The following is a 26,405-nucleotide window of genomic DNA, read 5'->3' as shown; positions in this document are numbered from 1 at the left end:
ATGTGTTCGGTCAAAACAAGGCGAGCTCCTATTCCACTGCATCGACACAAAGGCACATGACGCCCCTGATGTAATCGCAGAGCCAAGGCCGGCGTCGGCAAAAGCGGTACTTGGGCACGCGGGCGCGAGCATTCGACCGCCCGCGTGCTGCGCCTCGCCACCCGACACGTGTCGAACCGAACCGGTCACTTTGCATTAGCAGGGCCGAACAAGAATTGAGCTGCGCATAACCTGCTTTGGTTCCAGCTCACCGAGGGAGAACCTCTGAGCGTGCCGCTTCCATACCTCCCCGCAGCTAACCCCAGTTTGGGCGTAAATTCAAAGCCACCCAGAGCCATACTGGATTTCGTCAGGAATCGCCATTGGTGATCGCTCATGTAAGGCGTCGGAGTGGGGGCAAAATTGGGGGCATATTAAGATTTTTTCAATGAAACTACCGTACTAGAACCCAGTTAAAATGTTTTTCGGAGATATGGATGGAGAGAGTAGAGCTCAGCTTCTGCTGCATTTAGTAGATGTTCTCCATATGCCCTCAAGCGAGCTAGCGGCCGGAAAAGCGGTCGGGACAAAACGCCTTTTTAGTCCCGACGCGCTAGCTCATCTACTCCCCTAGAGCCTTTGCCCTTTATGCCTTAGCCGAGAATCTGCTTCGGCTAGCTTTTACACGCACTTTCCTTTTCGGCCCAACATCCCAATCTTCATCCCCCAGCTTTCCAGTGAGATACCCACCTTGTGATCCGGTGAAGTCTGTTTCAAAGATGTTGGCGTTTCGGAAGTCAGCGCCGTCTAAGTCGGCACCTACAAATTTTGCACCTCTCATGTACGAGCCACGGAAGTCAGCACCTGACAGATTTGCATAGCTGAAATCCGCCATCCAGAAATGTCCGCCAGGACGTGTGAGAGGGTCTGCGGTGACCGTATAAAACTTCGCATCACTGAAATTTGCGTGGTTGTACTTGACGACGTCCAATACCCAGTGCCAGTGAACAAGGCTGCCAGGAGCCTGAAGATGGCTAAAATCAGGCACATTGCGCCGCTTCAGCACCTGATCAATGCGTCCGAATAGCAAGCTGCTGAAATGGAAACCGGCGAAATCAACACCTCGTTTCTGAGCTGTCACAGCCAAAGGCACCTGATCGCGAAGAGACTCCACCAAAGCATCAAATTGCCGCAAGTACCGGGCACGACGGAACGGGTACCCATAAGGCTCACGCCAGAACCCCTTTGCTTCTGAATGCTGGACATAACGGGAGATCAGCTTCTCTTCGCGGACTGCCTCAACGAAGGTCGTACCATACTCCTCGGCAACGACCCGCAAACATGTATCGTGCGTGAGCTCCTCGGCTCTTCGAAAGCCTTGTTGCACAAGTCGAATCACTGCGTCTGGGCAGCCGTCACGAGCATCACGTAAAAGTCTCTCTGCATCAGACTTCAAAATCGAAAGTGAAGGTGTAGCTGGAGTGTTCATGACCGAACCTCAAATTATCAGCATGGAACCCTAGAGGATGCTGACCATTGAGATGGTTTATAAAGAGGGGGTAACACGACGGTGCAGGGGCTTCACCAAGCTAGGGCCGAACGCCTCCGTCAGTGGCGCGAGGCATAATGATGAAAAATTACTGGGCTGTCGTCAAGACGCTGCCACATCACTTTCAGACTCGCATTCGGCCTGGCCTCCTGAATGCAAGCGGCAACATCCGTTGTCACCGCTCGAAGACAGCTCAGCTTGAACCCAGCGCACTGCAAACGATTCGTGCAGTCACGTCGAAATTCTCCAGTGTGAGCACATCGATTGGCGAACGCCCTTTCAGTCGCTCATGGGGCTCACAGACCGCCCGATAAAGCCTCCACGCATCGACATCCGGAAATCGCGCTAACGCAGCAAGTACCAACTCGTGCCGCAATGGATCAAGCTGCCAATCGGGAATGCGCTGACCACGATTCCCCAGGCTTAGGGATAAAAGACGGCGAGCCTTGATATCACGATTGATCTGATCTCGGGATTTGCCTGCCAGCTTGGCGAAGACAAGCAGCGGCAGATTAGTCGAAGCTTCATAGGTGGCGAGCATCTCGGCGCGCTGACGTTGTATGTCTGATACTTGGGGTTCGCGCAACTGTTCAGTCTGCGTTGGAGCAAGTAGGACAGGTGAATACTGAGCCGCGTTAAGGACCGGTTCGTTGCTGACGGATATTTTGGACGCTGGAACCGTCGTCGCGGGGAAGCCACTGCTGTACAGAACGGCGTTTGCATTCGCGCTTTCCAACGAAGGTAACGAAGCTGCACCCTCTAAACGAATGGTCAGCGGAGAACTTGCCGCTTTCAGCTGGCCCTGCCCCCACAGATCCAAACGATTTGCCCAGTCCTGCATCATCGTCCGGCGCTGCTCGACGTATTCCGCATGATTGTAGGCCGCACTTACCTTGTCCGGATCAGCATGAGAAAGCTGAGCATCCACCCAAACCTTTGGATACCCGATCTCATTCAGCGCCGTCGAGATCGTTGCCCTCATGCCGTGACCGGTGAGTTGATCGGCGTATCCCATCCGACGTAACGCGCCATTCAGCGTGTTCTCGCTGATGCGTTTGCTCAGGTCGCTTCGATGCGCAAACAAGTAGCGCTGCGCGGGAACAACCTGGTCCAACAAATGACGCACGATCTCCAGCGCCTGAACCGACAGCGGCACGATATAAGGCGGTACATTTTGGGTCTGCTTACCTGGCTTGCGCATCGCTAACTGGAGTTGTTTCACCACTTCCGCCGGTATGACCCACAAGCGCTTCTCCAAATCGAACTGGTCGGGTGTCGCCAACCGCAATTCGCCCGTGCGGACACCGGTCAGCAACAACAACCGAAGGCCAAGCCGAGTTTGATTGGCGCCACCGTAATTTCGAAGAGCAGCCATTAACGCCGGGAGCTCGTCCATACGAAGAAATGGATTGTGCGTAACCGGAGGTTTGGGGAGTGCAACTACATCAAGGTCTGAAGCTGGGTTGTGTTCCAGCCCCTCGATCTTCACCAGCGCATAGCGGAACAATTGGTTGAACCAAGTCCGGCATTTTTCGGCAGTCGTTAAGGCGTTGCGCTGTTCGATCCTGCTCAGCAAATCCAATAGATCGTGACGATTGATATCGTAGATGGAGCGTCCGCCCAGCGTGGGCAGGACGTCCTTATTGAAGATTCTCAAGATCTGCGAGAGCGTGCTCTGGCGCCCTTCCTTCAAACTGAGCCTGCGGAACTCCACCCACTGATTGAACACAGCCTCGAAGGTGTGCTCCTTCGCAGCATGAACAGCAAGCCGCTGTTGTTTGCGATGCTCATAGGGATTGATGCCTTGGGCAACCAAGGTACGGGCTTCATCACGACGGGTACGGGCTTCTTTAAGCCCAATTTGGGGATAACTGCCGAGGGACATGCGCTTCTGCTTGCCCGCCCAGTAGTAGCGGAAGAGCCAGACTTTGCCGCCTCTGGCCGTCACATTGAGTGTGAGACCATCACTGTCGCCGAGGGTGTAGTCATTACCGGTGATTCGGGCGTGCCGAACTGTCATTTCTGAGAGTGCCATCGCGAGCTCCTGAACAGAGTCAGGGCCAGATGCTCGTCTCGTTGCGCAAACTGCTCCAGCAACAAACCGATTCAGTGCTCGTCAGAATTCTGGACTCAATTCTGGACTTAAACGCACCGGATAGTGCTGGATTTCAGTGGTTCCCGCTGGAACAAAAAAAGGGCCTAAAGGCCCTGATTTCAATCACTTACAGAATTCAGTGGAACTCTGTAGCGCAATATTTGGAGCGGGAAACGAGACTCGAACTCGCGACCCCGACCTTGGCAAGGTCGTGCTCTACCAACTGAGCTATTCCCGCGTCTTGGTGTGGCGCATTCTATAGATTCAAATTACGCCGTCAACCCTTTGATTCAAAAAAGTTTTATTTCGGCTCAACATCCGTCCGCAGATGCGGCCAGGCGGCGCGCAGGTATTGGACCATCGACCACAGCGTAAGCCCTGCGGAAACCAGCAACAGCGCATAGCCCAACAGCACCCAGAAACTGAAATCCGAAGGGTTGGCCAGCAGGATCACCAGGGCGAGCATCTGCGCGGCGGTTTTCCATTTGCCGAGGTTCGACACCGCGACCTGGGCGCGGGCGCCCAGCTCGGCCATCCATTCACGGAGCGCCGAGACGACGATTTCGCGGCCGATGATCACCGCCGCCGGCAAGGTCAGCCAGAGGTTGCCGTGCTCTTGCACCAGCAGCACCAGGGCCACCGCGACCATCAGCTTGTCGGCCACCGGGTCGAGGAAGGCACCGAACGGCGTGCTCTGCTCGAGGCGTCGGGCCAGGTAACCATCCAGCCAGTCCGTCGCGGCGGCGAAGGCGAAGACCGAGGCGGAAGCCACGTAGCTCCAGTGGTACGGCAAATAGAACAGCAAAATGAAGATCGGAATGAGCAGGACGCGTAGAACGGTAATCAGATTTGGGATATTCATCGGCACAACTGGCTGCGAGGTTGACGGGCATTCTACTCGCTGTGCAGGTTTGCATAAATCGACTCAGCGAGCTTTTTACTGATACCGGGTGCTTTGGCTATCTCCTCGATGCTGGCACGAGACAGTTCCTGCAATCCACCAAAATGTTTCAACAAGTCGCGACGGCGCGTCGGGCCGACGCCTGCCACACCTTCCAGTGTAGACGTACGGCGCGTCTTGCCGCGACGGGCACGGTGTCCGGTTATGGCGAAACGGTGGGCTTCGTCGCGGATCTGCTGGATCAGGTGCAGCGCCGGCGAATCGCCCTTGAGGGTGAATTCATGGGCGGCATCGTTCAGGTACAAGGTCTCGAAACCGGCCTTGCGCGTCGCGCCCTTGGCCACGCCCAGCAGGATCAGGTCGGGGACCATCAGCTCATTGAGCACATCGCGGGCCATGGACAACTGGCCCTTGCCGCCGTCCACCAGAAGGATGTCCGGCAACTTGCCCTCCCCGTCCTTGAGCTTGCCGAAGCGGCGCATCAATGCCTGGTGCATCGCCGCGTAGTCATCGCCGGGCGTGACGCCTTCGATGTTGTAGCGGCGGTAATCGGACTTGATCGGGCCTTCCGGACCGAAGACCACGCAGGACGCCACGGTCGCCTCGCCACTGGAATGGCTGATGTCGTAGCACTCCAGTCGCTGCGGCGGCTCGTCCAGGTTGAGGACATCGGCCAGGGCATCGAACCGCGCCGCCACGTGTTGCCGGTTGGCCAGGCGCGCGCCCAAGGCCTGCTCGGCGTTGGTCACCGCCAGTTGCTGCCAACGGGCACGGGTGCCGCGAACACGGTGGCTGATGGTCAGTTCACGACCGCGAAGCTTGTCGATGGCTTCGATCAGGGCCGGGAAATCCTCATGGACCACATTGACGATCAACTCGGCAGGCAAGTCGCGTTCCGGACTGCTGATGTAGTACTGGCCCAGGAAAGCGGCCATGACCTCGGCCACGTCTTCCTCGATACCCACTTGCGGGAAGAAGTTCTTGCTGCCCAGCACGCGACCGCCCCGCACGCTGATCAAATGCACGCAGGCGCCGCCCGGGTTGATGAACGCGGCGATTACATCAACGTCACCGCTGCCACCTTCCATGCTTTGCTGGTCCTGCACGCGGCGCAGCAGGCCGATCTGGTCCCGCAGTTCGGCGGCCCGTTCGAATTCAAGGTTCACCGCCGCGTCCTCCATGGCCGCCGACAGTTCATCGGTCAGCGCATTGCTGCGGCCTTCCAGGAACATCACCGAGTGACGCACGTCCTCGGCGTAGACCTGCGGCTCGACAAACCCCACGCAAGGCGCCTTGCAGCGCTTGATCTGGTATTGCAGGCAGGGCCGGGTGCGGTTCTTGTAGTAGCTGTCTTCACACTGGCGAACGAAAAACGTCTTCTGCAACAGGCTGAGGCTTTCACGAATCGCCCCGGCGCTGGGATACGGGCCGAAATAGCGACCCTTGGCCTTTTTTGCGCCTCGATGAATGCTCAGGCGCGGAAAGGCCCCGTCGGACAGAAACACGTAGGGGTAGGATTTGTCGTCCCGCAGCAGGATGTTGTACGGCGGGCGCCATTCCTTGATCAGCGTCTGCTCGAGCAGCAGCGCCTCGGTTTCATTGGCGGTGATCGTCGTTTCGATTTGCGCGATGCGCCCCACCAGGGCGGAGGTCTTCGGCGCGAGGCCGGTCTTGCGAAAGTAACTGGCCAGGCGCTTCTTGAGGTTCTTGGCCTTGCCGACGTAAAGCAGGCGCGCCTCGCTGTCGAACATGCGGTACACGCCGGGGCGACCGCTGCAAGTGGAGAGGAACGCGCTGGGATCAAACAATTCAGTCATGTTCAGGCGCTGGCATCGACCATGCCGTGGCGCACCGCCAACAGTGTCAATTCGACATCACTGCTGATCGAAAGCTTCTCGAAGATACGGTAACGGTAGGTGTTGACGGTTTTAGGCGACAGGCACAGCTTGTCGGAGATGATCTGCACCTTCTGGCAACCGACAATCATCAGGGCAATCTGGATTTCCCGCTCCGACAGTGCGTCGAAGGGCGAGTCGTTGGTTGGCTGGAACGACTTGATCGCCAATTGCTGGGCGATTTGCGGGCTGATGTAGCGCTGCCCGGCGAAAACCAGACGAATGGCCTGGACCATCTCGTTCAAGCCAGCACCCTTGGTGAGGTAACCCGCCGCGCCCGCCTGCAACAGCCGGGTGGGGAATGGGTCCTCTTCACAGACGGTCACTGCGACCACCTTGATGTCCGGGTGACTGCGCAGCAGCTTGCGCGTGGCTTCCAGGCCGCCGATGCCGGGCATCTTGACGTCCATCAGCACCACGTCGGGCTTCAATTCACGCGCCTTGATCAGGGACTCTTCCCCGGATTCAGCCTGGCCAACTACCTGCAGGCCATCGATGTCAGCCAGCATTCGTGTAATGCCCGTACGGACGAGATCATGGTCATCGACCACTAACACCCTAATCAAGCAGACACCTCACGATTTGGTCTTATTTGGGTTGCACGACACCTTAGCAAAAAAGCATCCCGCAGACCTAGCGCAAAGGGACAGATAAAAGTTACAACGCATCTTTATCGCCACGGTATCCGAGGCTTCAAGCACCGGCGTCTCGCTGCATCCTGAGGAAACACTCGTCCTCGCCGACGACCCGCAGGCCCATGCGTTCGTACAACGCCCTGGCCGGATTATCCTTGAATACGGTCAGGCGCAGCGCCGGCCGACGCTCCAACCCCACCAAGTCCCAAACCTGTCCGATCGCCCAGGTCCCGGCGCCCTGTCCGCGAAACGCCTGGTCTATCTGCAATTCGCGAATGTACAACGCCCGGGCATCACGGCTGAGGCTGACAAACCCCAGCGCCTGGCCTGCCCGGCTGATTATCCAGTTCTGCCGAATGATCCAGGCCAGGTCGAACGCTTCGTCCTGCCAGAGCAAATCATGCCTGAGGTAATAAGCAAGCATGTTGTCGCAGGTCAGTTGCCGGGCGAAGTCGATATCCCCGTTCGTTGCGGCACGCCATTCGAAACTCATGAATACCTCGTTAAAGCACTGCCACCGGCATGGCTTGCCCGGCCCAGCCGTTGGCGCCGCGGCGAGCGATCACCAACCACTCACCGGTGCCCGGTGCTGCCACGAGCAGCGAACCGTCCGGGCCCCAAATGGCGCTGCGGCCAGCCGATTCCCAACCGCCCGTGACGCCGCCATGATTCGCCATCAGCACGGTCATGGTGTGATGCCGGGCATAGCCTTGCAACAAGGTCGTATCCGGCACGTAGCCACCCTCGGTGATCAACACCCCCGCGGCATACAGCGTCGCGCCCTGCCCGGCTGCCGCGGCCGCATGGTTGGCGTGGGAGAAATCAGCACACACCGCCAGCGCGATGCGATCCTGCCCCATCGTCAGCATCGAGCCACCATGGCCCGGGGCGAAGGCGACTTCTTCCCCCGGGTGCAGGTGCTGCTTGCTGTACACCCCGAGGGAACCGTCGGCGCCGAGCACCAGCGCGCCGATCAACACCGGGCCGTCCGCCGACAGCCGAATCGGCATGCCCACCATGGTGGTCAGACCGAGCGCTTGCGCCAAATCACGCAGCGGTTGCAATACGGCATCCTCCGGCAGGACCGCCAGATCTGCCGCCAGGCCACGTTCGTAACCGGTGAGCGACAACTCAGGAAAGACCAGCAACTGCACCCCCTGTTCAGCGGCGGCTTGCATGAAACGCTGATGGCTGGCGAGATTGGCGCGAGTGTCCCCCGCAATGGAGATCGACTGGGCGGCGGCAAATGTTGGAACGGTCATGGTTCATCCCTGGAAGGCGGTGCAAACCTGAAGTTTGTCATAAAGCCCTGCGGACTCAAGCCAGAGCGAACACTTACATGCCCCCGATAGAATTTTCTGATTGAACCGGCGCCCCGCCCTCTAGTAAGCTCGGGGCCATTCATCGGAGACAGACCATGTTCAACGCCCTCTCACCGCTTAAAACCGCCAGCGCCCCGCGCTCGGTTGCGGCTGCCCGGGCGAACAGCGTTCAAACTCCGGTCAGCTTTTATTTTGGGTATTGGTTTAGCCACTGGCGCGCCTGATACCCAACCGGCGCCCACTTTAAACGGGTCGCCTTCCAGAGTTTTCCAAACCCCCGGTCGGCCTCCCGACCGGGGGTTTTGTTTTTTCAGGCCCCAAACATTTGCAGCATCAGACAACTTGAGGATTGAACCATGAACTACGCCACTTATTACCGTTACGACAGTTTTTCCGCCTGGCGATTTACCAGCCACCGTTCGGGACAGCCTGCCGCCTCCGATCGGTCACCTACCGGTGGCAAGCCTCAATTGCGGGCCAATCCGGCCAATTGTCGAACACCCCACTAGGACCGGCGCGCGGGAATGAACCCGCCACCCGTCCAGGAAGCCAAATCATGAATTCGTCCGTCTCCGCTTTGCCGCTGTCCACGCTCAATCCTGCCAACGAAGCCCTGACCCTGCGTCTGCCCAGTTCGTTGCAACTCAAGCAGCAATTGCCGCTCAGCACCGCGTTGAGCCACCAAGTGAGTGCCCATCGCCAGGCCATCCGCGCGATCCTCGACGGTGAAGATGCCCGCCTGCTGGTCATCGTCGGCCCCTGCTCGATCCACGATCCGAAATCCGCCCTCGAATACGCCGCCAACCTGGCTCGCCTGGCCCACGAAGTGAGTGACAGCATGCTATTGGTCATGCGTGCCTACGTGGAAAAGCCCCGCACGACCGTCGGTTGGAAAGGCCTGGCCTACGACCCTGGCCTGGACGGCAGCGATGACATGGGCGCCGGCCTGACCTTGTCCCGGGCGCTAATGCGCGACGTACTCCAGTTGGGCCTGCCCGTCGCCACCGAATTGCTGCAACCCATGGCCGCCAATTACTTCGATGACCTGCTCAGTTGGGTCGCCATTGGCGCGCGCACCACCGAATCGCAGATCCACCGGGAAATGGCCAGCGGCCTGGGCATGCCGGTAGGGTTCAAGAACGGCACGGACGGCGGAGTCGGCATTGCCTGCGACGCCATGCGCTCTGCGGCCCACCCCCATCGGCATTTCGGCGTTGACAGCCAGGGGCATCCGGCGATCATCCAGACGCCGGGCAACCCCGACACCCATCTGGTGCTGCGCGGCGGCCATCGTGGGCCGAACTATGACCGCCAGAGCGTCTCGCAGATACACCACGACCTGACCCGCCTGGAGATACCGGCGCGGATCATGGTGGATTGCAGCCACGCCAACAGCGGCAAAGACCCGTTGCGCCAGCCCCAGGTTTTCAATGACGTGCTGGAACAACGACTGCAAGGGAACCGTTCCCTGATCGGCATGATGCTCGAAAGTCACCTGTTCGAAGGCTGCCAGCCGCTGGGCCCGTCGATGCGCTACGGCGTCTCGGTCACCGATGGTTGCCTGGGCTGGGAGTCCACCGAGCAACTATTGCGTGAGGCTCATCGCAAGCTGCAATGACTAATAGGTACTGACTGACCTGACGTCATTCGCGAGCAAGCTCGCTCCCACAGGGCTCTGTGGTGTACCAGGATTTCAGGTACACCACCGCCCCCCCCTGTGGGAGCGAGCTTGCTCGCGATAGCGGTATGTCAGGCGACATTGATGTTGGCTGATACGACGCCATCGCGAGCAGGCTCGCTCCCACAGTTTTTGTCCCCGGGTCGCTGCTGGCTATGTGCGGCGATTGCTCAGGCCAGCTCCACTTCCCTGGGCTTTACCGTCGGCGCCACTTCGAAGCGGTCCGCCAGGAACGGGGTGATGTCCAGTGGCAGGGGTTCGTTGTTCACCAGTTTATCCAGCAGCACCCCGGTGATGGCCGAGGTCAGGATGCCGGTGCGAAAATGCCCGCAGGCGTTGAGGTAGCCCGCCACTCCGCGCATCGGCCCCAAGATCGGCAACTCATCGGGCGAACCCGGGCGCAGGCCGGCCCAGGTTCGTTTCAGATTGATGTCGATCAACTGCGGGATACAGCGCACCGCGCCTTGCACCAGCCCTTCGATCTCCGGATATGTCGTGGTCACGTCGAAGCCTTTGTCTTCCGTGGTGCTGCCAATCAGGATTTCACCGTTGTCTTTCTGCGCCACATAGCAGTCGCTGGTGGTCAGGCAGCCGTTGAGGATTTTCGGCATGCGCTCCGTCAGCAGGATCTGGCCCTTGACCGGCTTGACCGGAATCCGCACGCCAGTGGCCTGCTCGCTCAGGTCCGCGGCCCAGGCACCGGCGGCGTTGATCAGGGTTCGGCAGTTGAACGTCCCCGCCTCGGCGGTTTGCACCCCGGTCACCCGCGTGCCGTTGCGCAGCACCTCGGTCACATGGGTGTTGAAGAACAGGTCGACGCCGTTCTGTCGGGCGCCTTCGGTGTAGGCGTCGGCCAGGCGGAACGGACTGACTTGGTGATCGCAGAGAAATTCCAGCGCCCCGAGGGCTTCATGGCTGACATTCGGCTCTGCCGCGCGCAGGGCCGCCTGGTTGAGCCAGCGCACCTGGTCTGCCAGGTGGGGAATGCAGGCGACGATGTGCTCAGCGTACGAACGGTCTTCCTCGTCGTAGATCACGAACTTGAGCCCGGTCTCCTCGAACTTGAAATCCATGCCGTGACGGTCGATCAATTCGCGGTGCAACTGCGGATACATTGCGTTGGATTGCAAGGCGAAATCAAAAAAAGACTGGGGCAGGATGTGCGGGGTGCTGGCATCCACCGCCACAGCGGCGCCCTGGGTCTGGCGCTTGCGGTTGGCCGACATCATGCGAAAGAAGATCACCCCGCACCCCAGGCCCACCGACTCACCGATGGCCCACAGCCCACCCGCCGAAGCGCGGGTCGCGTTGCCGGGGCGCTTGGCGTCGATCAAGGCGATCTTCAGGTGTTTGCGCTTGGACAGTTGATAGGCGCACGAAGCCCCGATCACACCACCTCCGGCGATAACTACGTCATAGTCCTTAATCATGGGAAACGGCCTCCGTGGCGACGTTCTGGAACGCTGAAAAGGGAATCGGGTCGATAGGAAAACGCGGCCTCAGCCAACCGACGTCGGAGCGACCGGTGGCTTCGCGCAAGCGGTCGCTGCAATAGCCAACGCACATCCGCCCCTGGCAATCGCCCATGCTCACGCGGGTGCGCATCTTCAGGCTGGCCATGTCCTGCACGCCTTGCTCCAGCGCCCGGTCGATGTCGGCGCGGGTGGCGTGTTCACAGCGGCAGATCACCGTGTCGGCGGCCGGCAAGGCGGTTTGTCCGGCGCCACGCTGGGTGTAGCGATCCACGGCGGCGCGAAAGCGAATGATCCGCTGCAGTTGCGCCTGGTAGCGTTCCCGCTGGGCCAGGGCCTCGGACGGATCGAGTACGTTGCGTTGCATCAGGATCGACAGCGCTGCGATGCGCCCGCTGAGCATGGCCGCTTCACCGCCACGAATCCCGCCCATGTCGCCGGCCAGATGAATGTGCGCTTCGCTGCTTTGCTGCCAGGCATCGGACACCACCCGCAAATAACCGTCCTCGCTGAAACCGTGCTCCAGGCCCATCTGCTGGCTCAATTGAGTCCGCGGGATAAAGCCGTAGCCGACCGCCAGGGTCTGGGCCGGCACCTGTTCGACGCGTTTGAGGTCGGGTTCCCAGGTCGTGGAGTAAGGCGCGACGGTGACGTGGCTCAACTCGCCCTCGCCGTCAGCCTGTACCACGCCCCAGCCATAACGCACGGGAATGCGATTGAGCTTGAGGTAGGCCAACATGCTCAGGCCATCGAGGAACAGCTGCGGCTTGTTCAGCAACGCCAGGCTTTCCTTGGCGATCCGGCCGAACGCGCAGGCTTCGAAGACGCCTGCCACCGCCACGCCCGAAGCGTGCAGTTGGCACGCCACCAGCGGCAGCAACGGACCGGTGCCGGCGATCACCACCGGGCTCGGCGGCCTGACCACGCCGCTCTTGATCTGCAATTGCAGGCCGCCGAGCATCATCACCCCCGGCAGCGTCCAGCCAGGAAACGGCACGCTGCGTTCATGACAACCGGCCGCCAGGACCAGATGGGAATAGGCGACCTCCCCCAGGCGCTCGTCGGCATTCAGCAGCATCAGCGCCCGGAAGCCTTCGGCGCCGATAACCCGACTACTTAATCGCACGTCGATCAAGGCGGCGTGTTGCTGGAATTCACCGTGGAGTTTCTCCAAGGCTTCACTGTAGCGCGACCCCAGGTAGTCGAGGCTGACGCCATCGCGCAGCGGCCCGCGATACACGACGCCACCGAGGCGCGGCGCTTCTTCGAGCAGTGTGCAACGAACCCCGTGGGAGGCCAGCTCGATGGCCGTTGCCATGCCCGCCGGCCCACCGCCGACAATCACCGGATCCAGGCTCATGGCGTCTCCGTCTCGGTGATGCGGTTGACCCGGGTTTCGATCTGCATGCCAGGGCGCACCAGGGTCTGGCAGGCACGGCGCTTGTGACGACCGTCGATCTTGACCAGGCAGCATTGGCACACACCCATGCCGCAGTAGGCGCCGCTGATCTGGTCGCGGTCGTTGCGGGCGACCTGGCGTTGCCCCAGGGACTGGATGACGGTAAGGACGGTTTCCCCGTGGGCGGCGTTGACGACTTGCCCGTCCAGGCGCACCGTCATGTCGGCGCGGGTCAACGGCTGGATATCGAATGTTCGGCGTAGAACGTCTTGAGGTTGCATCATGCTGCTCTTCCTTGAAGGTTCAGTGAAGTTTCGGCTCCTTGCGGCACACATTCACCGGTTCGCGTCGGCACCCGGCAACAGCGCACCGAAGCGGGGCAACAGACGCGACATGATAGTGCGCACGAAATTTATGTTAGGGATTATTTGTGACCAAGTGTTGATCCAGGCCAGCGAATCGGCTCGTCGGCTCATGAACTTTTTTTCAGAAAGCCGACAGGTATTCTTTGGCAGAATGCTGCGCAATCGCTCCAATTTCTCTACAGGGTACCGCCCATGAACCGCATCCTGACCATCGAAGACGACGCCGTGACCGCTCGTGAAATCGTTGCCGAGCTGACCCGCAACGGCCTGGATGTCGATTGGGTCGACAACGGTCGCGAAGGCCTGGAACGGGCTGTCAGCGGCGACTACGACCTGATCACCCTCGACCGCATGCTGCCCGAACTCGATGGCCTGGTGATTGTCACCACCCTGCGCACCATGGGCGTGGCCACGCCGATCCTGATGATCAGCGCCCTCTCCGATGTGGACGAACGCGTGCGTGGCCTGCGGGCCGGCGGCGACGATTACCTGACCAAGCCGTTCGCCACCGACGAAATGGCCGCCAGGGTCGAAGTGCTGCTGCGGCGCAACAATGGCACCCGCGAGCCGGAAACCGCGCTGCGGGTGGCCGACCTGGAGCTGAACCTGATCAGCCGCGAAGCCAGCCGCAACGGACAGCTGCTCAGCCTGCTGCCCACCGAATACAAGCTGCTGGAGTTCCTGATGCGCAACAGCGGCCAGATTCTCTCGCGCATGATGATCTTCGAGGAAGTCTGGGGTTATCACTTCGACCCCGGCACCAACCTGATCGACGTCCACATCGGCCGCCTGCGCAAGAAAATCGACCCGCCGGGCCTGGAACCGCTGATTCGCACGGTACGGGGTTCCGGCTATGTCATTGCTGAACCCCGCTAAGGGCTGGCGCTCCTCCAGCAGCCGTCTGCTGGCGCTGTACAGTTCGCTGTTCGTGATTTGGAGCGCGATCCTGATGGGGGTCATGTATTACGAAGTGTTTGGCTACCTCGACAGCCTGGCCAAGCACTCCCTGATGCAGCGCCAACACCTGTTCGCGCGGATCCACGGCGACCAACTGGAAGACGCGCTCATGGCCAGCCTGACGCTGGACGAGCGTGGGGTCGACGCCTACGGGCTGTTCGATCCGCAATTGCGCCATTTGAGCGGACCGATCCAGCGGGTGCCCGCCGACCTGCCGCTGGACGGCAAGATCCACATGCTCGGCGGCTGCGTCGATTCCGATCAACCGGGCGTGCCTTCCGACAGCTGCGACGCGGTGGCGACCCGGACCCAAGACGGTCGCTGGCTGGTCCTGGCCCGGGACAACGGCTCGCTGTTCGCCGTGACGCGGATCATCTTGCACGCGCTGTTCTGGGGGGTATCGCTGACGATCCTGCCGGGCATCGCGGGTTGGCACCTGTTGCGCCGCCGACCGCTACGACGGATTCGCCAGTTGCAGGCCAGCGCCGAAGCCATCGTCGCCGGTGACCTGACCCATCGCCTGCCGTTGTCGAGCCGGCGCGATGAGCTGGACATGCTGGCGGCGATCGTCAATGCCATGCTCGAACGCATCGAACGTTTGATGAACGAGGTCAAGGGTGTATGCGACAACATCGCCCATGACCTGCGCACCCCGTTGACGCGCTTGCGCGCCCAACTTTATCGCATCCAGCAGCAAGCGCCGGACGGCTCCGCCGAGGCTTTGCAGATGGACCAGGTGCTCGCCGAGACCGACACCCTGATGGCGCGGTTTCGCGGTTTGTTGAGGATTTCCGAACTGGAGGACCAGCATCGGCGCTCGGGCTTCGTGCGCCTCGATCCGTTGCAGCTACTGCAAGAACTGCATGATTTTTATCTGCCGCTGGCCGAGGAAGGCGAACTGACCTTTATCCTGGAGGTGCCCGACGCCCTGCCCCTGCTCAATGGCGACCGGGCCTTGCTGTTCGAGGCCGTGTCGAACCTGTTGAGCAACTCCATCAAGTTCACTCCGCCGGGGGGCACCGTGATCCTGCGCGGGGTCGATCAGGGCGACAGCACGCGCATCGAAGTGCTCGACTCCGGCCCCGGCATCCCCGAGGCCGAGCGCAAGGCCGTGTTTCGCCGCTTCTACCGCGCCGAGGGCAGCAGCCAGCACGGCGGATTTGGCCTGGGCCTATCGATCGTCGCGGCGATCGTCAATCTGCATGGGTTCATGTTGGAAGTGGGTAGCAGCGAACACGGCGGCGCGCGGTTGGTGCTCGATTGCCGGGCGACGTTGTTGTAGACATAGGGCTGGAGCAACACCTGTGGCGAGGGAGCTTGCTCCCGCTCGGCTGCGAAGCAGTCGCAAAACCGATGGATAGGATTTGGCTGGCGTGTGCATCCGACAGATATTGGGGCCGCTGCGCGACCCAGCGGGAGCAAGCTCCCTCGCCACAAAGTGTGGTGTGCCAGATCTTAGTTATCAAGGCTCACCGCGATGCAGCGGGGTGTTTTGCAGCTCATAGCGCAGCTCGTCGATCAACTTGGCAATGCTTTCTTCCGAACGGACGCTGTCGACACTCATGCCGCTCACCACCAGGTCCACCTCGCCGCTTTCCCGGTGATACAGGCGCACGGTCAGGGTGCCGTCACCGTTGAGGCTGCATTCGCAGGCCAGCGGCGTAAAGCTTTCTTCGAGGCGGGCACGCAACGGGGCCAGATGAGTCATGCGATGCACCCTCAGCCCCGGGGGCGCAAATGAACGGTGAACAGCTCCAACCTCCTGGTCCGCATAGACATCCTGTCGCTCACATATCGGGTTCGTTCATAGCACATTGAGGCGTATTCCTTGAGTGTTTCGTGGGGGACGCGGCATCACGGAGGATGTCGCACACTCACAGCCTAAGGAACCGCCCCCCCTTGCAAAACCTGAATTTGCACCAGCGCATCCGGTGCATTTGCACTGGCTATCATGGTGCCTTCATTCGCCATTCATTGGCGAACAAACCGCGCTCCCGCGCCCAGACAATCGCCTCGCTGCGGCTATGGACATCCAGTTTCGAATACAGTGTAGCCACATGATTGCGCACCGTATTAGGCGCAAGCTTCAGGCGCGCGGCGATTTCCTTGTCGGCCAACCCTTCACAGATGAGCCCCAGCACATCACGCTCACGGGCCGTCAGCTCGGTGAAGGATGCGCTGGGCACCTGGGCATTGATGCTCTTCACGTTGGCCAGTTTTTCAATCAGGGTCCGGCTGAACCAGGACGCGTCCTTCATCACCTCCTCGATCGCCGCCACCAGTTCCAGTTCCGAGCGCTTGCGTTCGGTGATGTTCATCAGCACCAGCAGGTAGCAGGGTTTGTCCTGGATAAGCACCGTGTCGGCAGCGACCTCACAGTCGATCAGTTCGCCGCCTTTCTTGTTCACCTTGACGTCGATGCTCGAGACAGCGGCCGCCTTTTCCAGCCGAGCAAACAGCGCGACGCTGGCGGCCTTGTCGAGGAAACCGATTTCCTCCACGGCTTTACCCAACAGCTCTTCGCTGGCGTAGCCAGTGGTCTGGAGAAACGCTTCGTTGATCTCCAGCAGCTGTTGTTCGGCGCTGCACACCAACGTGGGCACGGGCGACAGGCGGAACGACTTGGCAAAGCGCTCCTCGCTCTGGCGCAACGCCGTTTCCGCTTTGCGGCGCGGCTCCATGTCCATGAAGGAAAACAGCATGCAGTCTTCGTCATGCAGGTCCAGGGGCTGGCCGGCGACGATCACCTGCTTGCTGGTGCCATCGGGCAATTTCAACTCAGCCTGCATTTGCGGAATGGTCGCGCCCTGCCCCAGGCGCTCGATGGCCAGGTCACGTTTCTCGGCGGCTTCGAGCACATCCAGTTCGTACACCGAACGCCCGATCACCTGGTCGCGGCTATAGCCGGTCATCTCCAGGAATCCCGGGTTGACCTTGATGTAGCGCAGGTCGCTGAGACGACAGATCACCGCCGGTGCCGGGTTGGCCCCGAAGGTCTTTTCGAAACGCTGCTCGGCGCTGGCCCATTCGGTGGCGTCGCTGAGGATCAGCACGAGCAGTTCCGGCTCACCATTACGGTCGGCCAGGATCATGCTGCGAATCCGATGCACCCAGGTGCGATCCGGGTCGGCCTTGGGCGTAACCTCCACCAGCACATCGCTGAACTCATCGCCACGGGCCACCCGGGCGATGGGGTAGTTGTCTTCGGTCAACGGATGGTTGTTGCGGTAACGCAATTGAAAACGCCGGGCGTATTGCCGGGCCGTGGTGCCCAGCTCATTGAGGTCCTCGACGCCGTGCATGGCCAACGCTGCGGCGTTGGCCCAGGCAATGGTCTGGTCGACCTCGATCAACATCACCCCGTCGGACAGCCCGGCAATGATCTGCAGCAATTGACGACGGTTGGTATCGGTGGTCGGGACTTGCTGATTCATTGGGTCTCCATGTGGTCAGTAGGTTTCAAGCATGGATGCGCTGAAAGTTACGACCACATGGCTTTGCAATAGTGCATCGGCCCCCTCACGCCGCCATGCGTCCTTCGGCAATCGCCTGGGAGGCAGCCAGCATCGCTCGCAGCAGCACCGCGCAACCGGCGGCGAGGTCGTCCGGGGCGGCGTTTTCGATTTCGTTGTGGCTGATGCCACCTTCGCAGGGCACGAAGATCATTCCGGCCGGGCCCAGTTCGGCGAGGAAGATCGCGTCATGGCCGGCACCGCTGACGATGTCCAGGTGGGACAGGCCCAGCCCTTGGGCAGCGCCGCGGACGGCGTCGACGCAGCCCTGGTCGAAATACAGCGGCGGGAAGTCGGCGGTGGGTTTCAAATCGAAGGTCAGGCCGTGTTGCCGGCAGGTGTCTTCGATCACCTGCTTGACCTCGGCGATCATCGAATCCAGGCGCGCCGGTTCCAGGTGACGGAAATCCAGGGTCATGCGCACCTCGCCGGGAATGACGTTACGCGACCCCGGATAGGCTTGCAGGCAACCGACCGTGCCGCAAGCATGGGGTTGATGACCGAGGGCTGCGCGGTTGACGGCACCGACGATGATCGAGGCGCCCACCAGGGCGTCCTTGCGCAGGTGCATCGGGGTCGGGCCGGCGTGGGCTTCGACGCCACGCAAGGTCAGGTCGAACCACTTCTGCCCCAGGGCACCCATCACCACGCCGATGGTCGTGCCCTCATCCTCGAGGATCGGCCCCTGCTCGATGTGCGCCTCGAAGTACGCCCCCACCGGATGCCCGCTGACCTTGCGCGGGCCGGCATAGCCGATGGCGTTGAGCGCCTGGCCCACACTGATGCCTTCGGCGTCGGTCTTGGCGAGGGTTTCTTCGAGGGTGAATTTCTCGGCGAACACCCCGGAGCCCATCATGCACGGGGCGAAGCGCGAGCCTTCTTCGTTGGTCCAGACCACCACCTCCAGCGGTGCTTCGGTTTCAATGTTCAGGTCATTGAGGGTGCGCAGCACTTCCAGCCCGGATAGCACGCCAAAGCAGCCGTCGAACTTGCCGCCGGTGGGTTGGGTGTCGATGTGGCTGCCGGTCATCACCGGTGGCAGGTTCGGATTGCGCCCCGGGCGGCGGGCGAAGATATTGCCCACCGCATCGATGCTGACGGTGCAGCCCGCCGCCTGGGTCCATTGCACGAACAGGTCGCGGGCTTGGCGGTCAAGGTCGGTCAGGGCCAGCCGGCACACGCCGCCCTTGACCGTGGCGCCGAGCTGGGCCAGGTCCATGAGCGATTGCCACAGGCGGTCGCGGTTGATGTGCTGATGGGTGGATTGCAGGACGTCGAGGGCTGCGTTCATGGGGATCTCCTTCAGGCAGTTATCTCATTTCGACGCGGTCCAGTGTGGGAGCGGGCTTGCTCGCGAATGCGGTGTATCAGTCAGCATTGATGTTGATTGACGCACCGCATTCGCGAGCAAGCCCGCTCCCACAGGCACCGCATTCATCTGCTATTGCAGAGGTGACTTGGCGACCGCCGGGCTGGCCCCTTGCATGCTGCACAACCCGTAATAAATCACCCCACCCAGCGCCGAGCCGGTGAACCAGCCATAGCTGTAGAACCAACTGAACGCATCGCTGCCCAGGGACAACAGCGTCAATACCACCGGCACGCCAAAGGCGATGAAGCCGTTCCAGTTCCAGGCCGGGTAAATGTCGTCGCGGTACAACCCGGCCAGGTCCAGTTGCTGTTTCTTGATCAGGAAATAATCCACCACCATGATCCCGGCAATCGGCCCCAGCAGGCTCGAATAGCCCAGCAGCCAATTGGAATAGACCGACTCGAGGCTGACCTCGGACACGATCAGGCCGAGTTTCTTCAACAACTCATGGGCCATCAGCGCCAGCCCTACCAATCCGGTGAGCATCACTGCCTTGGTGCGGCCGATCAGTTTCGGCGCCAGGTTCTGGAAATCGTTGGTGGGCGAGACGATGTTGGCCGCGGTGTTGGTCGAGAGCGTGGCGACGATGATCAGCACCATGGCCAGCGCCACCCACACCGGGCTCTGGATGTGCCCGATCAACGTCACCGGGTCGGAGACGGTTACCCCCACCAATTTCTCCGAGGCGGCGGTCATGACCACCCCGAGGGAGGCGAACAGGAACATGGTCAACGGCAGGCCGATGATCTGCCCGGCGATCTGGTCTTTCTGGCTCTTGGCATATCGACTGAAGTCCGGAATGTTCAACGACAGGGTGGCCCAGAAGCCGACCATGGCCGTCAGCCCGGCCAGAAAATAACTCGTCACCCCGGCGCCTTCAGGCCGCTTGGCCGGGACCGCCATCAGTTCAGTCAACGAGACATTGGGCAACGCCCACACCAACAGCCCCGCCCCCACCAGTACCAGCAATGGCGCAGACAGGGTTTCCAGCCACTTGATCGACTCGGCACCGCGCAACACCACCCACAGGTTGATGACCCAGAACACCATGAAGCCGATCACTTCGCCGGTGCCGCCCAGGCTCTTCCAGCCTTCGAACACCGAGCCGAGAAACAAGTGGATCGCCAACCCGCCGAACATCGTCTGGATGCCGAACCAACCGCACGCCACCAGGGCGCGGATCAGGCACGGCACGTTGGAGCCAATGACGCCGAAGGACGAGCGCAACAGCACCGGGAACGGAATGCCGTACTTGGTCCCGGCGAAGGCGTTCAGGGTCAGGGGGATCAGCACAATGATGTTGGCGAACAGGATCGCCAGCAGCGCCTCGCCCACCGTCAAACCGAAATAGGCGGTGAGCACGCCGCCGAGGGTATAGGTCGGCACGCAGATCGCCATGCCCACCCACAGTGCCGTGATGTGCCATTTGTTCCAGGTTCGCTCGTGCACCTTGGTCGGCGCGATGTCGTGGTTATAACGGGGGCTGTCGAGGACGTCGCTGCCGGCTTCAAGCTCGAATAATCCGTCGCGCTCGGTCACTGTTGATCTGGTCATGTCCGCTCCACTGTTTTCATTATTTTTGCTCATCGACTGGCGATGGCCGGAGTACTTGCACGCGTGCTATCCACCACCCCGCCAGGCCACGACAGCACTCAATAACCGTGCCGAATAACACGCCGAGCTGACCGAATGATCGATATAACCCTTTCAACCTTTTGATGTTTAACGTTTAAAGCCAAGTGATTGCTTTGTTTCAGTCCCGGCTTTCCGACATTGAGGCTAGATGACCTTCACGCCCTGTCGAGTGGGAGATTCAAAGTGGTGCACCCCGCAACAACGCGAGGTGTCTGGCCCGCACTTCCAACGCTTTCAAGCCGCTGATTTACCATGACAAATCTCGCTCAAATAACGATCCTGTCAAGTGCGTCAAAATGGTGAGCAGCCTCACCATTTTGGTGATTTTGTAAATTAACCCTTTAATTTCAACTATTTAAATAACGCATAAGCTTATAAAAAATAATCTTGCTCATTTCAACAACTCCAGCTAGCGTCTAATCCTGACAGTCGTGACAAGAATGTAAACCGGCACGACTTTACCCACCGTGATTGATAAAACATAAAGAACCGGCAACAGTCGGTCATGCCTGCGAGGAACTCGGAATGTCTCTGTTGATCCGTGGCGCCACCGTTATTACCCATGATGAAAGTTATCGCGCCGATGTGTTTTGCGCCGACGGCGTGATCAAGGCCATAGGTGAAAACCTGGATGTTCCGGCGGCTGTCGAAGTGCTCGATGGCAGCGGTCAATACCTGATGCCCGGCGGCATCGATCCCCATACGCATATGCAGTTGCCGTTCATGGGCACGGTCGCCAGTGAAGACTTCTTCAGCGGCACGGCGGCGGGCCTCGCCGGGGGCACCACGTCGATCATCGACTTCGTGATTCCCAACCCCCAGCAGTCACTGATGGAAGCCTTTCATCAATGGCGCGGCTGGGCCGAAAAAAGCGCCAGCGACTACGGTTTCCACGTAGCGATCACCTGGTGGAGCGAACAGGTCCGCGAAGAAATGGCCGAACTGGTCAGCCATCACGGAGTGAACAGCTTCAAGCATTTCATGGCTTACAAGAATGCGATCATGGCCGCCGACGACACGTTGGTGGCGAGCTTCGAGCGCTGCCTGGAATTGGGCGCGGTGCCCACCGTGCACGCCGAGAACGGTGAACTGGTCTATCACCTGCAACGCAAGTTGCTGGCCCAGGGCATCACCGGTCCCGAAGCCCACCCGCTGTCGCGGCCCTCGCAAGTGGAAGGCGAAGCCGCGAGCCGCGCCATCCGCATCGCTGAAACCCTGGGCACGCCGCTGTACCTGGTGCACGTGTCCACCCGGGAAGCCCTGGACGAAATCACCTACGCCCGCAGCAAGGGCCAGCCGGTCTACGGTGAAGTCCTGGCCGGGCACTTGCTGCTGGACGACAGCGTCTATCGCGACCCGGACTGGCAGACCGCCGCCGGCTACGTGATGAGCCCGCCCTTCCGCCCACGGGGGCATCAGGAAGCACTCTGGCGTGGCTTGCAATCCGGCAACCTGCACACCACCGCCACCGACCATTGCTGCTTCTGTGCCGAACAGAAAGCCGCCGGACGTGACGACTTCAGCAAGATCCCCAACGGCACCGCCGGGATCGAAGACCGCATGGCGGTGCTCTGGGAAGAAGGGGTCAACAGCGGCAAATTGTCGATGCAGGACTTCGTCGCCCTCACCTCCACCAACACCGCGAAAATCTTCAACCTCTACCCGCGCAAGGGCGCGATCCGCGTCGGTGCCGACGCCGACCTGGTGCTTTGGGACCCGCAAGGCAGCCGCACGATTTCCGCCAAGACCCACCATCAGCAAGTGGACTTCAACATCTTCGAAGGCAAGACCGTACGCGGCGTGCCCAGCCACACCATCAGCCAGGGTCGGCTGGTGTGGGCCGACGGCGACCTGCGGGCCGAGCGCGGCGCGGGGCGCTACATCGAACGGCCGGCGTATCCGGCGGTGTTCGATTTGCTGAGCAAGCGGGCGGAGTTGAATAAACCAAGTGCCGTGAAACGCTGAAATCGAGGCCTTCGGCCTTCGCGAGCAAGCCCGCTCCCACATGGGATCTGTCGTGTACACAGATTCTATGGCTGCCCAAGATCCAGTGTGGGAGCGGGCTTGCTCGCGAAGACGTCAGCCCAGACAACCGAAAAAACCACTGCCCACCAGAGGCAGCACCTCAAACACCGTGAGGCCCATTCCATGATCCAGCCCTTGAGTCATCTCCCCCATTCCCAGGAAGACCCGGCCACCCTCGCCGCCCGCTTCAGCGACCTGGCGCCGCCCCTCAACGCGCGCCAGGCCCACCTGGAGGCGTCCCGCTGCCTGTATTGCTACGACGCACCGTGTGTGAACGCCTGTCCGAGCGAGATCGATATTCCTTCGTTCATTCGCAACATCCACCAAGACAACGTCCAAGGCGCGGCGCAGACAATTCTCTCGGCCAATATCCTCGGCGGCAGTTGCGCCCGGGTTTGCCCCACCGAGGTCCTGTGCCAACAGGCCTGCGTGCGCAACAACGCCCATGAATGCGCCCCGGTATTGATCGGCTCGTTGCAACGCTACGCAGTGGACAACGCCCACTTCAGCGCGCACCCGTTCCAACGGGCCGCCGCCACCGGCAAGCGCATCGCCGTGGTTGGCGCCGGGCCCGCGGGGTTGTCGTGTGCGCACCGCAGTGCGATGCACGGCCATGACGTGGTGATTTTCGAAGCCCGGGACAAAGCCGGCGGCCTCAACGAATACGGGATCGCCAAGTACAAACTGGTGGACGATTACGCCCAACGGGAGCTGGACTTCCTGCTGGAGATTGGCGGCATCGAAGTCCGCCACGGCCAGAAGCTCGGCGAGCACCTGAGCCTGAGCGACCTGCACCAGCAATTCGACGCGGTGTTCCTCGGCCTCGGCCTGGCCGCCAGCAAACAACTGGGCCTGAGCGACGAACAAGCCCCGGGGCTGCTGGCCGCCACCGAATACATCCGCGAACTGCGCCAGGCCGATGACCTCAGCCAGTTGCCCCTGGCCGACCGTTGCATCGTCCTCGGCGCCGGCAACACCGCCATCGACATGGCCGTGCAAATGGCTCGCCTCGGCGCCCGGGACGTCAACCTGGTCTACCGTCGTGGCCTGGAAGACATGGGCGCCACCTTGCACGAGCAAGACATCGCCAAGGCCAATCAGGTACGCCTGTTGACCTGGGCCCAACCGCAACAGGTGTTGCTCGATGACGCCGGACAGGTGCGCGGCATGCGCTTTTCCCGTACCCATCTGGAAAACGGGCGACTGGTCATCGGCGCCGAGACCTTCGACCTGCCCGCCGATGCCATTTTCAAAGCCATTGGCCAAGCCTTCGACGACAACGCGCTGGCGGACCCATTGGCCCGGGAGCTCAAGCGCCAGGACGGGCGGATCCTGGTGGACGAACACCTGCGCACCAGCGTTCCCGGGGTCTACGCCGGCGGCGATTGCACCAGCCTCGACCAGGACCTCACCGTGCAGGCCGTGCAGCACGGCAAACTCGCCGCCGAGGCGATCAACGCTCAACTGATGCTTAACGTGGAGGCTGCGTAAATGGCCGATCTGTCGATTGTCTTCGCCGGCATCAAAGCCCCCAATCCATTCTGGCTGGCCTCCGCGCCACCCACCGACAAGGCCTACAACGTCGTCCGCGCGTTCGAGGCCGGCTGGGGTGGCGTGGTCTGGAAAACCCTCGGTGAGGACCCGGCGGCGGTGAACGTGTCCTCGCGTTATTCGGCCCACTACGGCGCCAATCGCGAGGTCTTGGGCATCAACAACATCGAGCTGATCACCGACCGTTCCCTGGAGATCAACCTGCGGGAAATCACCCAGGTGAAAAAGGACTGGCCGGACCGGGCGCTGATCGTGTCGCTGATGGTGCCCTGCGTCGAAGAATCCTGGAAAAACATCCTGCCCCTGGTGGAAGCCACCGGCGCCGACGGCATCGAGTTGAACTTCGGTTGCCCCCACGGCATGCCGGAACGGGGCATGGGCGCGGCGGTCGGCCAGGTGCCGGAGTACGTCGAGCAAGTGACCCGCTGGTGCAAGACCTATTGCTCGCTACCCGTCATCGTCAAGCTCACACCGAACATCACCGACATCCGCGTCGCCGCCCGCGCGGCCCATCGCGGCGGTGCGGATGCGGTGTCGTTGATCAACACCATCAATTCCATCACCAGCGTCGACCTGGACCGCATGGTCGCCCTGCCCAGCGTCGGCAGCCAGAGCACCCACGGCGGTTACTGCGGCTCGGCGGTCAAGCCCATCGCCCTGAACATGGTCGCGGAAATCGCCCGCGACCCGCAGACCCAGGGCCTGCCGATCTGCGGCATCGGCGGCATCGGCAGCTGGCGCGACGCCGCCGAATTCATTGCCCTGGGCAGCGGCGCGGTGCAGGTCTGCACGGCGGCGATGCTGCATGGTTTTCGCATCGTCGAAGAGATGAAGGACGGCCTGTCACGTTGGATGGACAGCCAGGGCCACGCCAACCTCCAGGCGTTCTCCGGCCGTGCGGTGGGCAACACCACCGACTGGAAGTACCTGGACATCAACTATCAGGTCATCGCCAAGATCGACCAGGAGGCCTGCATCGGTTGCGGGCGCTGCCACATCGCTTGCGAAGACACCTCGCACCAGGCCATCGCCAGCCTCAAGCAGGCGGACGGCACCCGTGTGTATGAGGTGATCGATGAGGAATGCGTGGGCTGCAACCTGTGCCAGATCACCTGCCCGGTGCAGGACTGCATCGAAATGGTGACGGTGGACACTGGCAAGCCGTTTTTGGATTGGAACCATGATCCGAGGAATCCCTACCATGTAACGGCTTGAAGTTTGAGGTGCCTGGGCTGGCCTCTTCGCGAGCAGGCTCGCTCCCACAGGGGACCGGTTTGGAACACAGAGTTTGTGTTCGCCGAAATCCACTGTGGGAGCGAGCCTGCTCGCGAAGGGGCCATCAGCCCCAGCAAAAAGCCTCAAGGCTCCAACCCAATCCCCCGCAATATCACACTGGTCACCGTCTGCACCGCCCGCTCGAACTGCATGTCCGACAGTGGCTGGTGATCATTGAGAATATTGATCTGATGATCGAAGTCGGCGTAGTGCTGGGTCGAAGCCCAGATCATGTAGAGCAGGCTTGAAGGCTCCACCGGCAGGATGCGTTTGTCCTCCACCCACTGACGGATTTTCGCTTCCTTCATCTTGGCCCAGTCATAGAGGCTGGCGTCCAGCGCCTCGCCCAGGGTCGGGGCGCCGTGGATGATTTCGTTGGCCCAGACTTTAGAGCCGTAGGGCCGGCTGCGGGAGTGGTTCATCTTGGCGCGAATGTAACTGCTAAGCACCACCCGCGGATCGTCGAACATTTCGAAGCACAAGGCGTCCTGTTTCCAGACTTCCAGCAGGTCGAACAGCACGGCACTGTACAGCTCGCTCTTGGTGCTGAAGTAGTAATGCAGGTTGGAACGCGGCAACTGCACTTCGGCGGCGATGTCGGCCATGGCGGTGCTGCCGAAACCTTTCTCGGCGAAGACCTTCTCGGCGGCCAACAGGATTTTCTCGACGTTACTGCGACGAATCTCGATCTTGTGATTGCCCATGAGGGCTCCCTGGCAACAGCGTTGGTCAAGACTAGCATTCACCCATCTTTGAAAACACCGATGCCGCATGTGGGAAAGCTTTTG

22 protein-coding genes and 1 tRNA gene are annotated in these 26,405 nt (G+C 61.0%); 7 read left to right on the top strand and 16 right to left on the bottom strand.

Annotated features, from left to right (window positions below; all coding sequences use genetic code 11):
- Window positions 1–625: 625 nt before the first annotated feature.
- From M1D99_RS11565 to M1D99_RS11530, 8 genes are all read right to left on the bottom strand, one after another.
- Window positions 626–1,468 (bottom strand): pentapeptide repeat-containing protein, encoded by an 843-nt coding sequence (locus tag M1D99_RS11565; protein ID WP_458131809.1) that lies wholly within the window; start codon window positions 1,466–1,468, stop codon window positions 626–628.
- A 253-nt stretch (window positions 1,469–1,721) separates the two neighbouring features.
- Complete coding sequence (locus M1D99_RS11560; RefSeq protein WP_458131808.1) at window positions 1,722–3,563, bottom strand: tyrosine-type recombinase/integrase; 1,842 nt, start codon at window positions 3,561–3,563, stop codon at window positions 1,722–1,724.
- 222 nt (window positions 3,564–3,785) lie between these two features.
- Window positions 3,786–3,861 (bottom strand) — tRNA-Gly (locus M1D99_RS11555).
- 63 nt (window positions 3,862–3,924) lie between these two features.
- The gene (pgsA, locus tag M1D99_RS11550) at window positions 3,925–4,485 is read right to left on the bottom strand and encodes a CDP-diacylglycerol--glycerol-3-phosphate 3-phosphatidyltransferase (protein ID WP_018608070.1); all 561 of its coding nucleotides are present in this window, start codon (window positions 4,483–4,485) and stop codon (window positions 3,925–3,927) included.
- A gap of 32 nt (window positions 4,486–4,517) precedes the next feature.
- Window positions 4,518–6,341: an excinuclease ABC subunit UvrC gene (gene uvrC / locus M1D99_RS11545; RefSeq protein ID WP_192263183.1), complete on the bottom strand. Its 1,824-nt coding sequence runs from the start codon at window positions 6,339–6,341 to the stop codon at window positions 4,518–4,520.
- A 2-nt stretch (window positions 6,342–6,343) separates the two neighbouring features.
- Window positions 6,344–6,985, bottom strand: a complete 642-nt coding sequence (gacA, locus tag M1D99_RS11540) for a response regulator transcription factor GacA (protein ID WP_003200277.1) — start codon at window positions 6,983–6,985, stop codon at window positions 6,344–6,346.
- A gap of 127 nt (window positions 6,986–7,112) precedes the next feature.
- Window positions 7,113–7,547 carry a GNAT family N-acetyltransferase gene (locus M1D99_RS11535; protein ID WP_186706175.1) on the bottom strand — a complete coding sequence of 145 codons (435 nt, stop codon included), beginning with the start codon at window positions 7,545–7,547 and terminating at the stop codon, window positions 7,113–7,115.
- A 10-nt stretch (window positions 7,548–7,557) separates the two neighbouring features.
- On the bottom strand, window positions 7,558–8,316 hold the full coding sequence (locus M1D99_RS11530; RefSeq protein ID WP_434575361.1) for a carbon-nitrogen hydrolase family protein: 759 nt from the start codon (window positions 8,314–8,316) through the stop codon (window positions 7,558–7,560).
- A gap of 416 nt (window positions 8,317–8,732) precedes the next feature.
- Between M1D99_RS11530 and M1D99_RS11525 the strand changes: the two genes are divergently transcribed.
- Window positions 8,733–8,885, top strand: a complete 153-nt coding sequence (locus M1D99_RS11525) for a hypothetical protein (protein WP_003200270.1) — start codon at window positions 8,733–8,735, stop codon at window positions 8,883–8,885.
- A 47-nt stretch (window positions 8,886–8,932) separates the two neighbouring features.
- A complete protein-coding gene (locus M1D99_RS11520) occupies window positions 8,933–9,994 on the top strand; it encodes a 3-deoxy-7-phosphoheptulonate synthase (RefSeq protein ID WP_458131807.1) in 1,062 nt (353 codons plus the stop codon).
- A 230-nt stretch (window positions 9,995–10,224) separates the two neighbouring features.
- Here the strand turns inward: M1D99_RS11520 and hcnC are convergent, their stop codons facing one another.
- The 3 genes from hcnC to hcnA are packed head-to-tail and all read right to left on the bottom strand — an operon-like array spanning window position 10,225 to window position 13,206.
- Window positions 10,225–11,484 (bottom strand): cyanide-forming glycine dehydrogenase subunit HcnC, encoded by a 1,260-nt coding sequence (hcnC, locus tag M1D99_RS11515; protein WP_458131806.1) that lies wholly within the window; start codon window positions 11,482–11,484, stop codon window positions 10,225–10,227.
- Window positions 11,477–12,886: a cyanide-forming glycine dehydrogenase subunit HcnB gene (hcnB, locus tag M1D99_RS11510; protein ID WP_458131805.1), complete on the bottom strand. Its 1,410-nt coding sequence runs from the start codon at window positions 12,884–12,886 to the stop codon at window positions 11,477–11,479. Before hcnB ends, hcnC begins: the two co-directional genes overlap by 8 nt.
- Window positions 12,883–13,206: a cyanide-forming glycine dehydrogenase subunit HcnA gene (gene hcnA, locus M1D99_RS11505; protein ID WP_458132129.1), complete on the bottom strand. Its 324-nt coding sequence runs from the start codon at window positions 13,204–13,206 to the stop codon at window positions 12,883–12,885. Before hcnA ends, hcnB begins: the two co-directional genes overlap by 4 nt.
- A 276-nt stretch (window positions 13,207–13,482) precedes the next feature.
- On the opposite strand from hcnA, the gene M1D99_RS11500 reads away from it, so the two are divergent.
- The gene (locus M1D99_RS11500) at window positions 13,483–14,166 is read left to right on the top strand and encodes a response regulator transcription factor (RefSeq protein WP_053122824.1); all 684 of its coding nucleotides are present in this window, start codon (window positions 13,483–13,485) and stop codon (window positions 14,164–14,166) included.
- Entirely contained in the window at window positions 14,144–15,529 is a 1,386-nt protein-coding gene (locus M1D99_RS11495; protein ID WP_458131804.1) for a sensor histidine kinase, read from the top strand. Before M1D99_RS11500 ends, M1D99_RS11495 begins: the two co-directional genes overlap by 23 nt.
- A gap of 180 nt (window positions 15,530–15,709) precedes the next feature.
- Here the strand turns inward: M1D99_RS11495 and M1D99_RS11490 are convergent, their stop codons facing one another.
- The 4 genes from M1D99_RS11490 to M1D99_RS11475 form a co-directional block, all read right to left on the bottom strand.
- Window positions 15,710–15,955 carry a DUF1652 domain-containing protein gene (locus M1D99_RS11490; RefSeq protein ID WP_434575351.1) on the bottom strand — a complete coding sequence of 82 codons (246 nt, stop codon included), beginning with the start codon at window positions 15,953–15,955 and terminating at the stop codon, window positions 15,710–15,712.
- Between the two features lie 241 nt (window positions 15,956–16,196).
- Window positions 16,197–17,681 (bottom strand): helix-turn-helix transcriptional regulator, encoded by a 1,485-nt coding sequence (locus M1D99_RS11485; protein ID WP_434575349.1) that lies wholly within the window; start codon window positions 17,679–17,681, stop codon window positions 16,197–16,199.
- Between the two features lie 85 nt (window positions 17,682–17,766).
- On the bottom strand, window positions 17,767–19,050 hold the full coding sequence (locus M1D99_RS11480) for a Zn-dependent hydrolase (protein WP_434575348.1): 1,284 nt from the start codon (window positions 19,048–19,050) through the stop codon (window positions 17,767–17,769).
- A gap of 150 nt (window positions 19,051–19,200) precedes the next feature.
- On the bottom strand, window positions 19,201–20,685 hold the full coding sequence (locus M1D99_RS11475; RefSeq protein WP_458131803.1) for an NCS1 family nucleobase:cation symporter-1: 1,485 nt from the start codon (window positions 20,683–20,685) through the stop codon (window positions 19,201–19,203).
- Window positions 20,686–21,291: 606 nt separating this feature from the next.
- Here M1D99_RS11475 and hydA point away from each other — a divergent pair.
- The 3 genes from hydA to preA all read left to right on the top strand — a co-directional run bounded on the left by hydA (window position 21,292) and on the right by preA (window position 25,557).
- Window positions 21,292–22,731, top strand: a complete 1,440-nt coding sequence (gene hydA / locus M1D99_RS11470; protein WP_458131802.1) for a dihydropyrimidinase — start codon at window positions 21,292–21,294, stop codon at window positions 22,729–22,731.
- Between the two features lie 183 nt (window positions 22,732–22,914).
- Complete coding sequence (locus M1D99_RS11465; RefSeq protein WP_458131801.1) at window positions 22,915–24,282, top strand: NAD(P)-dependent oxidoreductase; 1,368 nt, start codon at window positions 22,915–22,917, stop codon at window positions 24,280–24,282.
- Window positions 24,283–25,557 carry an NAD-dependent dihydropyrimidine dehydrogenase subunit PreA gene (preA, locus tag M1D99_RS11460; RefSeq protein WP_458131800.1) on the top strand — a complete coding sequence of 425 codons (1,275 nt, stop codon included), beginning with the start codon at window positions 24,283–24,285 and terminating at the stop codon, window positions 25,555–25,557.
- Window positions 25,558–25,700: 143 nt separating this feature from the next.
- On the opposite strand, the gene M1D99_RS11455 is transcribed toward preA, so the two are convergent.
- On the bottom strand, window positions 25,701–26,321 hold the full coding sequence (locus tag M1D99_RS11455; protein ID WP_186729398.1) for a TetR/AcrR family transcriptional regulator: 621 nt from the start codon (window positions 26,319–26,321) through the stop codon (window positions 25,701–25,703).
- Window positions 26,322–26,405 lie beyond the last annotated feature (84 nt).

Source organism: Pseudomonas sp. R3-41 (genome assembly GCF_054161485.1).
The sequence above is the reverse complement of the archived record's forward strand: the minus strand, read 5'-3'. Positions and strand labels throughout refer to the sequence as shown.